Origin of the sequence: Thalassospira lucentensis, from assembly GCF_011806425.1 — a bacterium.
In the GTDB taxonomy this organism is placed as follows: Bacteria; Pseudomonadota; Alphaproteobacteria; order Rhodospirillales; family Thalassospiraceae; genus Thalassospira; species Thalassospira lucentensis_B.
In genome coordinates this window covers 77,171-90,827 of sequence record NZ_JAATOV010000005.1, presented here as the reverse complement: position 1 = coordinate 90,827, position 13,657 = coordinate 77,171, and the positions used below count along the sequence as shown (strand labels likewise).

The 13,657-nt window shown below is 53.9% G+C and carries 11 protein-coding genes; 9 read left to right on the top strand and 2 right to left on the bottom strand.

Annotated elements, in window-relative coordinates; genetic code table 11:
* Positions 1–45 precede the first annotated feature (45 nt).
* The 4 genes from HCZ99_RS15490 (at position 46) to purU (ending at position 4,505) form a co-directional block, all read left to right on the top strand.
* The gene (locus tag HCZ99_RS15490; RefSeq protein ID WP_167447936.1) at positions 46–732 is read left to right on the top strand and encodes a GXGXG domain-containing protein; all 687 of its coding nucleotides are present in this window, start codon (positions 46–48) and stop codon (positions 730–732) included.
* A gap of 68 nt (positions 733–800) precedes the next feature.
* The gene (locus HCZ99_RS15485) at positions 801–2,129 is read left to right on the top strand and encodes an FMN-binding glutamate synthase family protein (protein WP_167447935.1); all 1,329 of its coding nucleotides are present in this window, start codon (positions 801–803) and stop codon (positions 2,127–2,129) included.
* Positions 2,130–2,216: 87 nt separating this feature from the next.
* Positions 2,217–3,521 carry a type III glutamate--ammonia ligase gene (gene glnT / locus HCZ99_RS15480; RefSeq protein ID WP_167447934.1) on the top strand — a complete coding sequence of 435 codons (1,305 nt, stop codon included), beginning with the start codon at positions 2,217–2,219 and terminating at the stop codon, positions 3,519–3,521.
* 99 nt (positions 3,522–3,620) lie between these two features.
* Positions 3,621–4,505: a formyltetrahydrofolate deformylase gene (purU, locus tag HCZ99_RS15475; protein ID WP_167447933.1), complete on the top strand. Its 885-nt coding sequence runs from the start codon at positions 3,621–3,623 to the stop codon at positions 4,503–4,505.
* A gap of 73 nt (positions 4,506–4,578) precedes the next feature.
* Here purU and HCZ99_RS15470 read toward each other — a convergent pair whose 3' ends face one another.
* Positions 4,579–6,747 carry a dihydroxy-acid dehydratase domain-containing protein gene (locus HCZ99_RS15470; protein ID WP_167447932.1) on the bottom strand — a complete coding sequence of 723 codons (2,169 nt, stop codon included), beginning with the start codon at positions 6,745–6,747 and terminating at the stop codon, positions 4,579–4,581.
* A gap of 68 nt (positions 6,748–6,815) precedes the next feature.
* A complete protein-coding gene (locus HCZ99_RS15465) occupies positions 6,816–7,577 on the bottom strand; it encodes an SDR family NAD(P)-dependent oxidoreductase (RefSeq protein WP_167447931.1) in 762 nt (253 codons plus the stop codon).
* Between the two features lie 243 nt (positions 7,578–7,820).
* Here HCZ99_RS15465 and xylF point away from each other — a divergent pair, with 243 nt between their 5' ends.
* The 5 genes from xylF to HCZ99_RS15440 all read left to right on the top strand — a co-directional run bounded on the left by xylF (position 7,821) and on the right by HCZ99_RS15440 (position 13,599).
* Positions 7,821–8,852, top strand: a complete 1,032-nt coding sequence (gene xylF, locus HCZ99_RS15460) for a D-xylose ABC transporter substrate-binding protein (RefSeq protein ID WP_167447930.1) — start codon at positions 7,821–7,823, stop codon at positions 8,850–8,852.
* A 101-nt stretch (positions 8,853–8,953) separates the two neighbouring features.
* Complete coding sequence (locus tag HCZ99_RS15455; RefSeq protein ID WP_254869649.1) at positions 8,954–10,219, top strand: sugar ABC transporter permease; 1,266 nt, start codon at positions 8,954–8,956, stop codon at positions 10,217–10,219.
* Positions 10,220–10,230: 11 nt separating this feature from the next.
* Positions 10,231–11,037 carry an ATP-binding cassette domain-containing protein gene (locus HCZ99_RS15450; protein WP_167447929.1) on the top strand — a complete coding sequence of 269 codons (807 nt, stop codon included), beginning with the start codon at positions 10,231–10,233 and terminating at the stop codon, positions 11,035–11,037.
* A gap of 21 nt (positions 11,038–11,058) precedes the next feature.
* Positions 11,059–12,240, top strand: a complete 1,182-nt coding sequence (locus tag HCZ99_RS15445; protein WP_167447928.1) for a fumarylacetoacetate hydrolase family protein — start codon at positions 11,059–11,061, stop codon at positions 12,238–12,240.
* Between the two features lie 105 nt (positions 12,241–12,345).
* The gene (locus tag HCZ99_RS15440) at positions 12,346–13,599 is read left to right on the top strand and encodes an ROK family transcriptional regulator (protein WP_167447927.1); all 1,254 of its coding nucleotides are present in this window, start codon (positions 12,346–12,348) and stop codon (positions 13,597–13,599) included.
* The last annotated feature ends 58 nt before the right edge of the window (positions 13,600–13,657 follow it).

The following is a 13,657-nucleotide window of genomic DNA, read 5'->3' as shown; positions in this document are numbered from 1 at the left end:
CATCGCATAAATCCACCGGCAACCGGCCCTATGAGGAAGAAACACATGCCCGTGTTTGATCTTGCCACCACCGAGCTTCGCAACCTGAACCAGTCGCTTCATGCGATTTCGGGAAATACCACCAACGAAGATTTCGAAGTCATCAATCCGCGCGGCGCGCACGCCATTGCGGTGGGCATTGATGCCCCGGTCGATGTCCATATCAAAGGAAGTGTTGGCTATTACTGTGCCGGGATGAATGAAACTGCCAACATCACCGTGCACGGCAATGCCGGACCCGGTGTTGCCGAAAACATGATGTCGGGCAAAGTCGTTATTAAAGGCGACGCCAGCCAATATGCTGGTGCCACCGCCCATGGCGGATTGCTGGTGATTGAAGGCAACGCCGCATCACGCTGCGGCATTTCGATGAAGGGCATCGATATCGTCGTAAAGGGCAATATCGGCCATATGTCGGCCTTTATGGCGCAATCGGGCAACCTTGTTGTTTTGGGGGATGCGGGCGACGCGCTTGGTGACTCCCTGTACGAAGCCCGCCTGTTTGTCCGGGGCGAAGTCAAGTCACTGGGCGCTGATTGCATCAAAAAGGACATGCGCCCCGAACATCTCGAACTTTTGGCAAAACTGCTGGAAGACGCCGGGATCAGCGATGTGAAACCGGATGAATTCACCCGGTATGGCTCTGCCCGCCAGCTTTACAATTTCAACATCGACAATGCCGACGCCTATTGACGCGGAAAGCTGAAACGCCGCGCAGACACAAAAACTGCGCCGCTCAGCCCAGAAACAGGATCAAGAAGATGAGCCACAAACATCCCGTTACCACGCCGCGCAAATCGGCAACATTTGACGATTACACCATGTCGGAAATCCGCCGTGCGGCCGCGACCGGCATTTATGACATTCGCGGAAGCGGCGCAAAACGCAAAGTCCCGCATTTCGATGATCTGTTGTTTCTTGGCGCATCAATGTCGCGATACCCGCTCGAAGGATATCGTGAAAAATGCGAAACCGCCGTCACATTGGGCACCCGCTTTGCCAAAAAGCCGATTGAGCTCAAAATCCCAATCACGATTGCCGGGATGAGTTTTGGCTCTCTTTCTGGCCCGGCCAAAGAAGCGCTTGGTCGCGGCGCAACGATTGCCGGCACATCGACCACGACCGGCGATGGCGGCATGACCGAAGAAGAACGCGGTCATTCCGAAACCCTTGTTTATCAGTATTTGCCATCGCGCTATGGCATGAACCCACGTGATTTAAAACGTGCTGATGCGATTGAAATTGTCATCGGTCAGGGCGCAAAGCCGGGCGGCGGCGGCATGTTGCTGGGCCAAAAGATTTCTGATCGTGTGGCGCATATGCGCAACCTGCCCAAAGGAATTGATCAACGATCCGCATGCCGCCATCCCGATTGGACTGGCCCGGATGATCTTGAAATCAAAATTCAGGAACTGCGCGAAATCACCGATTGGCAAAAGCCGATCTTTATTAAGGTTGGCGGCGCGCGCCCCTATTACGACGTTGCCCTTGCGGTAAAGGCCGGGGCCGATGTGATTGTCCTTGATGGCATGCAGGGTGGCACCGCCGCCACACAAGAAGTGTTTATTGAACATGTCGGCCAACCCACCCTTGCCTGCATCCGCCCGGCGGTAAAAGCATTGCAAGACATGGGAATGCACCGCAAAGTACAATTGATTGTATCGGGCGGCATTCGCAATGGGGCCGACGTGGCAAAGGCATTGGCCCTTGGTGCGGATGCGGTTTCAATCGGCACCGCCGCCCTTGTCGCCATTGGGGATAATGATCCCAAATGGGAAGACGAATACAACGCGCTTGGCACCACTGCTGGCGCCTATGATGACTGGCACGAAGGCCGTGATCCCGCAGGCATCACGACCCAGGATGCCGACCTGATGAAACGGGTTGATCCAATTGCCGCGGGGCGGCGACTGGCCAACTATCTGAAGGTCATGACACTTGAAGCGCAAACAATTGCGCGCGCCTGCGGTAAAAATCATGTGCACAACCTCGAACCTGAGGACCTCTGTGCACTGAATATAGAAGCGGCGGCAATGGCCGGTGTACCGCTTGCCGGGACCAACTGGGTTCCCGGTCAGGGAGGATTCTAAAACATAACCGCACCACCGGGTTTCCGGTGCGCCTTAACGCGCGCCGGGACATCGGTAGGCATTGCATGAATTCGTCAGGGGACTTCAATGACCAAGGATCTATCCGCCTTTGCCCGGGAACGCGGCATCAAGTATTTCATGATCAGTTTTACCGACCTTTTTGGCGGGCAGCGCGCCAAACTCGTCCCCGCGCAGGCCATCGCCGACATGCAAGAAGAAGGTGCGGGTTTTGCCGGTTTTGCAACATGGCTTGACCTAAGCCCGGCCCATCCAGACATGTTTGCCGTGCCCGATGCATCATCGGTTATTCAATTGCCATGGAAACCCGACGTCGCATGGGTTGCCGCCGATTGCGTAATGGAAGGCCAGCCCGTCGAACAGGCACCGCGTAACGTCCTAAAAGCCCAGATCGCCAAGGCGGCTGAACTGGGCTTGAATGTCAAAACCGGGGTCGAGGCCGAATTTTTCCTGATCACACAGGATGGCAGCGAAATTTCCGATCCCGCCGACACCGCCGAAAAACCCTGTTACGACCAACAAGCGGTCATGCGCCGCTATGATGTGATTGCCGAGATTTGCGATTACATGCTGGAACTTGGTTGGGGGGCGTATCAGAACGACCACGAGGACGCCAATGGCCAGTTTGAAATGAACTGGGAATTTGATGACGCGCTGAAAACCGCGGACAAGCATTCCTTCTTTAAGTTCATGGTCAAATCGATTGCCGAAAAGCACAGCCTGCGCGCAACCTTTATGCCCAAACCCTTTGCCGGACTGACCGGCAATGGCTGCCATTGCCATGTGTCGGTCTGGGGCGATGATGGCAAAAACGCCTTTGCCGATAATGATGCGCCGTTCGGCTTATCGGCCAAGGGTAAAAATTTCCTGGGCGGGATTATGACCCATGCCAGTGCAATGGCGGCAATCACCAACCCAACAGTTAATTCATACAAACGCATCAATGCGCCGCGCACGACATCCGGGGCCACTTGGGCGCCAAACTCGGTGACATGGACGGGCAATAACCGCACCCACATGGTGCGCGTTCCGGGGCCGGGGCGTTTTGAATTGCGCTTGCCCGATGGCGCGACCAATCCATATTTATTGCAGGCAGTGATTATCGCAGCCGGGCTTGATGGCATCGCCAATGCCGCCGATCCCGGCCCGCATTATGATATCGATATGTATGAAGAAGGCCACATGGTCAAAGATGCACCGCGTTTGCCATTGAACATGCTTGACGCGCTGCGTGAATTGGGCAGAAATGACAGCCTTCAAGCGAGTATGGGAACCGAGTTTTCCAAAGCGTATCTCAAGCTTAAGCAGAAAGAGTGGAATTCATATGTTTCACATTTCTCGCAATGGGAACGTGAAAACACGCTTGATATTTGATACTGCTGCCCGGCGGCGTCGCATCCCCGATATCAGGTCCACTGATACGGGGGCGGCGTCAGGCAATTTTGATCACTGTTAATTTGAAGGCCGAACGAGATGAAAAGCTACGTTCTGACAGTTACCTGCGATTCCCAACGTGGGATCGTTGCCGCCATTTCTGCCTATTTGGCGGAACATGGCTGTAACATTAAGGACAGTTCCCAATTTGACGACATGGAAACTGGTCTGTTCTTTATGCGGGTGGCTTTTGTCAGCGAAGAAGGTGTTGATCAGGAAACCCTGTCACGTGGCTTTGACGCAACGGCGACCAAATTTGACATGACCTATCAGTTCCACGACAGCGATCATAAGATGCGCGTTCTTCTGATGGTGTCCCGGTTTGGTCACTGCTTGAACGATCTTTTGTATCGCTGGAAAATCGGCGCTTTGCCGATTGATATCGTCGGGGTGGTTTCAAACCATTTCGATTATCAAAAAGTCATCGTCAACCACGACATTCCGTTCCACCACATTCCAGTGACCAAGGACAACAAACCAGAAGCCGAGAAAAAGCTTTTGGATCTTGTTGCCGAAAACGATGTCGAGCTGATCGTTCTTGCCCGCTATATGCAGGTACTGTCCGATAACCTTTGCAAGAAAATGAGTGGCAAGATCATCAATATCCACCATTCATTCCTGCCAAGCTTTAAGGGGGCCAACCCATATCGTCAGGCCTATGAACGGGGTGTAAAACTGATTGGCGCCACCGCCCATTATGTGACCGCCGATCTGGACGAAGGTCCGATCATTGAACAGGATCTGGCCCGCATCACCCACGCACAGAACTCAGCCGATTACGTTTCCATCGGACGCGATGTTGAAAGTCAGGTGCTTGCGCGCGCGGTACATGCGCACATCCATCACCGGTCCTTTATCAATGGCAATCGTACCATTGTCTTCCCGCCAAGCCCGGGAAGCTATGCATCCGAACGGATGGGATAAATCAAAAAGCCCCGGCCAATATGGACCGGGGCTTTTTTTCACTTTGGCTCACATCACACTGTTTTGCAGCGTGTCATGAACGCCAGCTTTTCACCGCGCGGCGATCAACGGCAGGCGGCACAACGCCGCGCGCAGCCGTACCGATACCATCCAACACATTGCTTGCCGCAATATCACATTGGCGGGCTTCCATGCGTTTGAAACGACCGTCAAAAAGTGCTGCCCGATCGCTCAACCCCTTGGGATCGGCGGGGACTTCGCGGCCCTCGATAAAGGCCTTCGGATCCAACCAATCAAGGGTCAGCGATGTCAGGTTCAGGCGCAGCACATCGCCATCACACAGATACCCAATGCCGCCACCTGCGAATGCTTCGGGGACCATATGCCCAATGCAGGCCCCCTTGGTTACGCCGGAATAACGCCCATCTGTGATCAACATCGATGATGCTTCAAGAATGCGGTGATGGCGCAAGTTTTGCGATGGGGAAAACATTTCCGGCATGCCATAGGCTTCCGGCCCCTGCCCGCCAATAACAAAGGCAAAAGACAGATGGCCTTGTTCGAACATGTCTTTGGGCGCATCCATATCCACCCGGTTTCCACCATTTCGGCGGACCACGGCGGCGATTAATTCCTCGCTGACGCCATCGGTTTCCATCAGTCGGGTAATCAGATCGGGCGATGCAAAATCGCCATTACAGACATGTTCGTTTTCATAATACCGCACGATGAAAACATGGTCGTCAAAATGCGATAGCAACCGGTCACTCATGCCCGATGTTTTGACCGCACAGTTTTCAAAGAAACTACCGGTGATCACATCCACCCCGGACCGCTGACGCACCGGCGTTGCCCGAATGACAGACGCATCGCCAAGGGTGGTATCAACCGGGTTATCCAATCCGGCAATGCGTTCCCCCCATGTTTTGCCCAACACAGTTGGCGCATCAAGATCCATCGCAACGCCAAGATCGGTCAGAATGCGGTAAATGCTTTCCATGCCGCGATTTTTGCCCTCGGCCATTTGCTGGGCCAGAACAAACGTATCGCGGTTTTCCGTCAAACTATGGGCAAAGATTTCTGGAACCGGCGTTTTGGTGCGCACATCCTGATAATCATCAATCGATATATCAAACCCGGCATAGCGCATCATAAACGGCAAATGCAGCAGCATGTTACTGCTCGACCCCGTGGCATTATGCACCCGCACGAAATTGGCAAAGTTGGCTTTTAGCAAGCTGCCAATCGCGTATTCTGGCTTATTAAACACACCAAACAGCGCATCCACCCCGGCCGCAACCGCGGCAAAGGGCGGCACATCGGTCAGCAATTCCAATTCCGGCGGTGTCAGGCCAAAGGCGGCCAACATGGTGCGCGATGAATTGCCCGTGCCGTTAAAGGCGCAAATACCGCCCTTGGAATCACAGGTCGCGGTTGCCAGCTCATCCAACACCCGGCGTTCCATGGCGGCATCCAACACACCCAACAACCGTGCACGTTCTAAAAGGCCCGCAAAGGCTTCGTCGGATGTGCATTGCAGGATATAGCGCATGTTTTCGCGAATATCGCCGCCCAGCTCTTCATGCCCGGCCCGGTCCGCATCATCGGCAATTTTATCAAGCAACCGGCGCGTTCCTTCGGGAATGCTGCCGCCCTTTAACACGTGCGATGGGGCAAAAACGGCCCAAACCGGGGCCTGATCCCCACGGTATGCCCGTGCATGATCGGCGGCTGCCAATCCCGCGACAACGGCGGCGGGCGATTTATCGCAGCCGGCAATAACGTAGGCCCCGTGATAGCTGTGACCTTCAAAGGTGATATTCACCGCCGCCGCCGTATGATTACGCGACGCCAAGGAATAACTTTGGCCGATATTGTTTTGCGCCGTTCCATCACAAATGACCGGCACATGAAACAGAAACGGCACCCCGCCCATTTCCCAAATGCGGATCGCCGCCATCAGGGCCTGTGGGCGATCTAAAAGATGGGCGGGATGATCTGGTGCACCGCCAATGATGGCAATGCGCGGACGGTTTTCAACAAGTCGTCCCACCACGTCCTTAATTTCAGGAACGGTAAAATCGCGATCCTTGGCAACAGCGGGGTTTTCATTTACCGCATCACGCAACAGCGCAATGACCGTAATGGGCTGATTGGCCAATCCTTGGATACAATCGCGGTACGGGTTGGCTTTTTCATCAATGATGACGGGGCTGGCAGGCAGATTTTTGGTCGCTGACATAGTGGCCTATACTCAATCGGGGCAAGAATTCGGGGCGGTGACATTTGTATCTGATAGATTATCGCAGATCAAACAAGGCCGCCATCGACGATGAAGCTTTGTGATGAACACGCTGATGAAACATCAGACGCCAAGAACAAAACCATCTGGGCCACATCATCGCCAACAAGGCGGCGCTTCACACATTGCTGCTGCTGAATGCGCTCTTCATCTTCGGGTGAAATCCACAGATCAAGCTGACGCTGGGTAATGATGCAGCCGGGAATAATCGTATTGACCCGAATGCCATCAGCGCCCCAATCGCGCGCCAATGCCCGCGTCATGCCAACAATACCGGCCTTGGCGGTTTCATAGGTCACAAGATCGGGCAAGCCCATCAAATAACTGACCGAACTGAAATTAATGATGCTGCCTGAACCCTTTTCACGCATCCCCTCCGCCACGGCACGCGCACAGAAAAATTGGTGGTTCAGATTCACATCAAGCCCGTCGCGCCATTGATCGGGCCCGACATCTTCGGGTTTGTGGCGATCATCGCGCGCGGCGTTGTTAACCAAAACGTCGATGGTTCCATTTTTGGCGGATAACTCGCGCACAGCGCCGGGAATAGCTGCCTGATCCCGTAAATCCAGCGATTTATAAACCGGCGTCACGCCGTGTTCATCCTGGATCGAGGCAATAAGCTTTTGTGCGGCGTTATCATCTATATCGATAAACCCAACACGCGCACCTTGGGCACAGAATGCCCGCACGATGGACGCACCAATCCCAGATGCGCCGCCAGTTACGAGAACCGACTTCCCATCAATGTCGTGATAACTTGCTGTCATGACGTTCCCTGTCAGTATTTTTCATTTTATTTTATGTGATTAAATTAAATGCTGCAGTGCAACTTGGAAAAACACGCCTTATTCAACTAAAGATGCATTATTTACATAATAAATAGCGTTAAAAGCGTATTTTTTAATTCAATCACTAAAAAAAATTTGACAGCCCGCCTTCTTCACGTCAACATTTTTTCGACAACAAAAATAAATGTCACCGCAAGACACACTCATTCAGGGATGAAACAAATGAAAAAACTCCTTTCAACGGCCATGTTGGCCGGGACTGTATTGATGTCGGCAAACGCCTTTGCCGCTGACCTCACCGTTGGCGTGAGCTGGTCAAACTTCCAAGAAGAACGCTGGAAAACCGACGAAGCCGCAATTAAATCCGCCCTCCATGCGGCGGGTGCTGAATATATCAGTGCCGATGCGCAAAGCTCCCCCTCCAAACAACTTTCCGATATTGAAAGCCTGATCGCACGTGGCGCGGATGCCATCATCGTTCTGGCACAAGACTCGTCTTCGATCGGTCCGGCTGTGACCAAGGCCCTGAACGAAGGCATTCCTGTTGTCGGCTATGACCGCCTGATCGAAGATTCAGACGCCTATTACATCACCTTTAACAACAAAGAAGTCGGCCGCCTGCAGGCCGAAGCCGTTTTTGCCAAGCAGCCCAAAGGCAACTACGTCTTCATCAAAGGTGCACCGACCGATCCGAACGCCAACATCCTGCATGAAGGTCAGCTTGAAGTTCTTCAGGACGCAATTGATTCAGGCGACATCAAAGTTGTCGGCGAAGCCTATACCGAAAGCTGGCAGCCTGCGATTGCACAGCGCAACATGGAACAGTTCCTGACCGCTGCCGACAACAAAGTTGATGCAGTTGTGGCATCTAACGACGGTACGGCTGGTGGTGCTGTTGCTGCATTGTCCGCACAGGGCATGCAAGGCATTCCGGTTTCCGGTCAGGATGGCGACCATGCCGCCCTTAACCGTGTTGCCCAAGGCACCCAAACCGTTTCGGTCTGGAAAGACGCCCGTCTTCTTGGCAAGCGCGCAGCAGAAATTGCTGTTGAACTGGCCAAAGGAACCTCCCTTGATGACGTTGAAGGCACGCAAGACTGGGAAAGCCCGAACGGCGTTGTAATGAAATCCTACTTCCTTGATCCGGTTGCGATCACGCAGGACAAACTGAACCTGGTGATTGACGCGGGTTGGGTTTCAAAAGACGTCGTCTGCCAAGGTGTCACGAGCGATAAGGTTGCTGCCTGCAACTAAGGCAGCCCGTTTCCTCCGACCTTGATTAACCCGGGGCCGACAACCGTATTCATGTGCGAAACAACGGTATGTCGGCCTCGCTGTCTTACGGGCTTTTTTTTATGTCACGACTGCTTTCGAAAATGGAAATAGACCGCCGATTGGTTGGTCTGGCTGTTGTCTTGCTGATCATCTGGATCGGGTTTGATATCGCATCGGGCGGGCGCTTTATCACGCCACGCAACATCTTTAACCTATCGGTCCAAACTGCGTCTGTTGCGGTGATGGCGTGCGGGATGGTTTTGATTATTGTCACGCGTCATATCGACCTTTCGGTTGGTGCGATCCTTGGCGTTTTGGCGATGATCATGGGCGTTGTCCAAACCGATTTCCTGCCGCAATTCCTTGATTACAACAACCCGATGACATGGGCGCTTACCGTTTTGGTTGGCATTGTGATCGGTGCGGCCATTGGCGGGATACAGGGGATGGCGGTTGGCTATCTTGGTGTTCCGGCCTTTATCGTGACCCTTGGCGGGCTTTTGGTCTGGCGCGGGGCAGCGTGGTGGGTGACACAAGGACGCACTGTCGCACCGCTTGATCAGAATTTCATTTTGCTGGGCGGCGGGATCGAAGGCACCATTGGCGCCACCTGGAGCTGGATCGTCGCGGTAATTGCGATTATTGCCATCATCTATGCCGCGATTATGGAACGCCGCCGTCGGCTTGCATTTGATTTCCCGGTCAAACCGATTTGGGCGGAATACACCAACACCATTATCAAAGCCGGTCTGGTTTTGGCCGTCGTTGCGACGTTAAACGCCTATCACCTGCCAACCCGCGCAGCCCAGCGTATCCTTGAAAACAAGGGCATCCCGGTCACCGCGGAAAATATCGAAATTTCACACGGCATTGCCATCCCGCTTTTGATCGTTGCCTTGGTGGCAATTGTTCTGACCATTGTTGTCAAACGCACGCGATTTGGGCGCTATATCTTTGCGATTGGTGGCAATCCGCAGGCCGCCGAACTTGCTGGCATCAATGTTAAACGCATGACCGTTGCGGTCTTTGCCCTGATGGGGGTTTTGTGTGCGATCAGTGCGGCGATCTCGTCGGCGCGTTTGCAATCGGCGGGCAATGATCTTGGTACGCTTGATGAATTGCGCGTTATTGCCGCGGTTGTCATTGGCGGAACGTCACTTGCCGGGGGTGTTGGTACGATTTACGGCGCGCTGATTGGCGCACTTGTGATGCAAAGCCTGCAAAGTGGTATGGCACTTTTGGGTGTTGATACGTCCCTGCAAAGCATCGTGATCGGCCTTGTTCTTGTTCTGGCCGTGTTCAGTGACAAGTATTTCCACCGTCGTTATAGCGACCCAACCGCGTAAGGAGACCGGATATGACTGATCCCAATATTGATAAAAATCCGCTGGTCGAAATGCGCGACATCCATGTCAGCTTTGGCGGCGTTAAGGCGGTTGATGGGGTTTCCATTGACCTCTATCCCGGCGAAGTTGTCGGTGTGCTGGGCCATAATGGTGCGGGCAAATCGACCCTGATCAAAATTCTGTCTGGCGCCTATCAGGCCGACAGCGGTCAGATCGTGGTGGATGGCAAAGAAGCCAAGATCGAAAACGCCCGCGATGCCCGCGACAATAACATTGAAACGATCTATCAGAACTTGGCCCTTGCCGATAATCTTGATGCCACCCAGAACCTGTTTTTGGGGCGCGAATTTGTCGACAAGCTTGGCTTCCTTGATGATGCCAAGATGGAACACAAGGCGCGCGAAGTTCTGCATCGCCTCAACCCGAATTTTACCAAGTTTACCGCCCCCGTCTCGGCCCTTTCAGGGGGGCAGCGTCAATCGGTTGCGATTGCGCGTGCGCTTTTGTTTGAAGCCCGCGTTTTGATCATGGATGAACCCTGTGCTGCCCTTGGTGTGCATGAAACCAAAATGGTCGGCGACCTTATTGATAAGCTCAAACGCGACGGGCTTGGTATTCTATTGATAAGTCACGATCTTCATGATGTATTCGACTTATCAGATCGACTTCACGTAATGAAAAACGGCAAACTGGTCGGCAGCGTTCGAACCGAAGATGTTAGTCATGACGATGTTCTTGGCATGATCATTCTGGGCAAAATGCCTGACCATCTTCTGCATCTGGCGGGACCGGGTGCAACCAACGCCGCCACACAGTAGCCAGACAAGCGAGACAGCCTTATGACCAACGGTTTCCCAACCAACTTAAACGACATTCTGCCCGATGATGCCCAAAGTGCCATTTTAATTGGCCGCATCTGGGATCCGCGCGTTTCCGGCCCGACCCCTGTTTTGGTCGATGGCGATAAATTGCGCGACATCAGCAGCATCGCCCCAACTGTCAGCCAACTTCTTGAAATTGGCGATCTGGTGGGCAAGCTTGCCCGCCCGGAAAGCTTCCCGATTGTCGGCGCACTTGGCGATATTTTGGCGCAATCACGCCCCGGTGCAGATAAAAACACTGCCCATCTTCTTAGCCCGAATGACCTTCAGGCGATCAAGGCAAGCGGTGTGACCTTTGTCGCCAGCCTGCTTGAACGCGTGATCGAAGAACAGGCGCGAGGTGATGCCAGCAAGTCCGATCAAATCCGGACCGAAATCACCGGCATTATCGGTGATGACCTTTCCCAGATCGAACCGGGGTCGGAAAAAGCTGCTGAAATCAAACGGGTCCTGATCGAAAAAGGTGCTTGGTCGCAGTATCTTGAAGTCGGCATTGGCCCGGATGCAGAAATCTTTACCAAATCTCCGCCGATGTCCGCCGTTGGCCACGGCGCGCATGTTGGCCTACATCCCATTTCAACCTGGAACAACCCGGAACCAGAAGTCGTTCTGGCGGTTTCGTCACAGGGCAAAATTGTCGGCGCCAGCCTTGGCAATGACGTCAACCTGCGCGATGTCGAAGGGCGTTCTGCCTTGCTGCTCGGCAAGGCAAAGGACAATAACGGATCTTGTTCCATCGGGCCGTTTATCCGCCTGTTTGACGACAAATTCACGATTGAAACCGTCAAGGCCGCCGATATTGCAATGGCGGTGGATGGGCCAGAGGGCTATCACCTTGACGCTGTCAGCTCCATGAGCCAAATCAGCCGTTCCCCCGAAAGCCTTGTCGGTCAGGCAATTGGCAAACACCACCAATATCCTGATGGCTTCATGCTGTTTTTGGGCACCATGTTTGCCCCAACCGATGACCGTAGTGGTGCGGGCAAGGGCTTTACCCATGAAACTGGCGACCTTGTCACGATTGGCACCCCAAGCCTTGGCAAACTGATCAATCAGGTGGATCGCTCCGATAAGATCAATCCATGGCAGTTTGGGATCACCGCCCTTATGACCAACCTTGCCGCGCGCGGTTTGCTTTAAGGGCCTGCCATCTGGCAACCACAAAACCATGCCTTTATTGGCAAGACAGGGTGCATATTATGCCCTGTCTTGCCACCGCCCCACCCCTGACCACAGGCCAACGCCATGAGCCGTCGCCCCGAAAGCGATACCCCGCGCCAACCGTCCCAAATTGCCATTCTGCGCTATTTGCGGGTCCATGGCCCCGCCGCACGTATTGATATCGGTACGGCCACCGGCCTAAGCCCGGCCACAGTTACATCCCTTACCGCCGACCTGATGACACAAGGATTGGTCCAAGAAAGCCACCCTGCCACAAACGGCAATGGCGCGACCAATGCCAACGGCACCCACGGCAGCACGCGGGGACGCCCCAAAGTCCTGCTTGATCTTGTACCCGGTGCGGCCTGTGTGATTGGCGTCAAACTGACGATTAATCTGATTGAAATTGCGCTGGGTAATTTCAAGGGTGAAATCGAACGCAATACCGAACACAGCATTAAAACCCGCGACTTAAATGCGCAGGAATTGATCGACCTTTTGATCAAGCTGATTGATCGTTTCATCAAAGACAATAACGACATCATCACCACCCCACCGGTTGGCATCAGTGTCGCGGTGCAAGGTGTCACCGACAGCAATAGCGGCGAAATCATTTGGTCCCCTGCGTTGCGCCAACGCCAAATCGCCATCACCAAACCGCTGACCGAACGGTACGGCGGCATTGTTCAAATGTCCAATGACGCCAACTGCATCGCCACCGCCATCACCCAAAATACCGCCCTGCATGGCGGCGGGGATTTTGCCGTCATTATGTTGGGATACGGTATTGGGATGGGGCTGGTGTTAAACGGAAATGTCTATAACGGGCATTTCGGCACCGCTGCCGAGTTCGGGCATATGAAATACCAACCCGATGGGCCGCTTTGTAATTGCGGGCGGCGCGGCTGCCTTGAGGCCTATATCGGGGATTACGCCATTTTGCGCGATGCCATGGGACTGGTTGATCTGCCCGACACCAACAGCCTGCACCCCAGCGAAGAACAGATGATGGATTTGGTTGCCCGTGCACGCAACGGCAACGAAGATTTGGCCGACCTGTTTCGTCATGCGGGTAAGATCCTGGGATATGGCATCGCCAATCTGATTGCGTTGCTTGGCCCCAAACAGATTTTCATCACCGGATCAGGCGCACGTGCCTATGACCTGATGGAACCGGAATTGCACCGGGGCCTTAATCTGGCACAGGTGCCTGAGCTACGCCGTGGGCCAGAAATCACGCATCTGGCCTGGGATAAGGACCTTGCCCTGCAAGGGGCGGTTGGGCAAAGCCTGCTGCGTCATGATGAAAATATGTTTCAGGCTGGCAACGGCAACTAACACATCCTTCAAACACGAAAAAAGCCGCCCCAATTCAGGGCGGCTTTTGCATTTTCAG

Bases quoted from the DNA above. Each gene is read 5' to 3' on its own strand.
- HCZ99_RS15490 (WP_167447936.1), top strand. From the start codon at position 46: ATGCCCGTGTTTGATCTTGCCACCACCGAGCTTCGCAACCTGAACCAG.
- HCZ99_RS15485 (WP_167447935.1), top strand. From the start codon at position 801: ATGAGCCACAAACATCCCGTTACCACGCCGCGCAAATCGGCAACATTT.
- glnT (WP_167447934.1), top strand. From the start codon at position 2,217: ATGACCAAGGATCTATCCGCCTTTGCCCGGGAACGCGGCATCAAGTAT.
- purU (WP_167447933.1), top strand. From the start codon at position 3,621: ATGAAAAGCTACGTTCTGACAGTTACCTGCGATTCCCAACGTGGGATC.
- HCZ99_RS15470 (WP_167447932.1), bottom strand. From the start codon at position 6,747: ATGTCAGCGACCAAAAATCTGCCTGCCAGCCCCGTCATCATTGATGAA.
- HCZ99_RS15465 (WP_167447931.1), bottom strand. From the start codon at position 7,577: ATGACAGCAAGTTATCACGACATTGATGGGAAGTCGGTTCTCGTAACT.
- xylF (WP_167447930.1), top strand. From the start codon at position 7,821: ATGAAAAAACTCCTTTCAACGGCCATGTTGGCCGGGACTGTATTGATG.
- HCZ99_RS15455 (WP_254869649.1), top strand. From the start codon at position 8,954: ATGTCACGACTGCTTTCGAAAATGGAAATAGACCGCCGATTGGTTGGT.
- HCZ99_RS15450 (WP_167447929.1), top strand. From the start codon at position 10,231: ATGACTGATCCCAATATTGATAAAAATCCGCTGGTCGAAATGCGCGAC.
- HCZ99_RS15445 (WP_167447928.1), top strand. From the start codon at position 11,059: ATGACCAACGGTTTCCCAACCAACTTAAACGACATTCTGCCCGATGAT.
- HCZ99_RS15440 (WP_167447927.1), top strand. From the start codon at position 12,346: ATGAGCCGTCGCCCCGAAAGCGATACCCCGCGCCAACCGTCCCAAATT.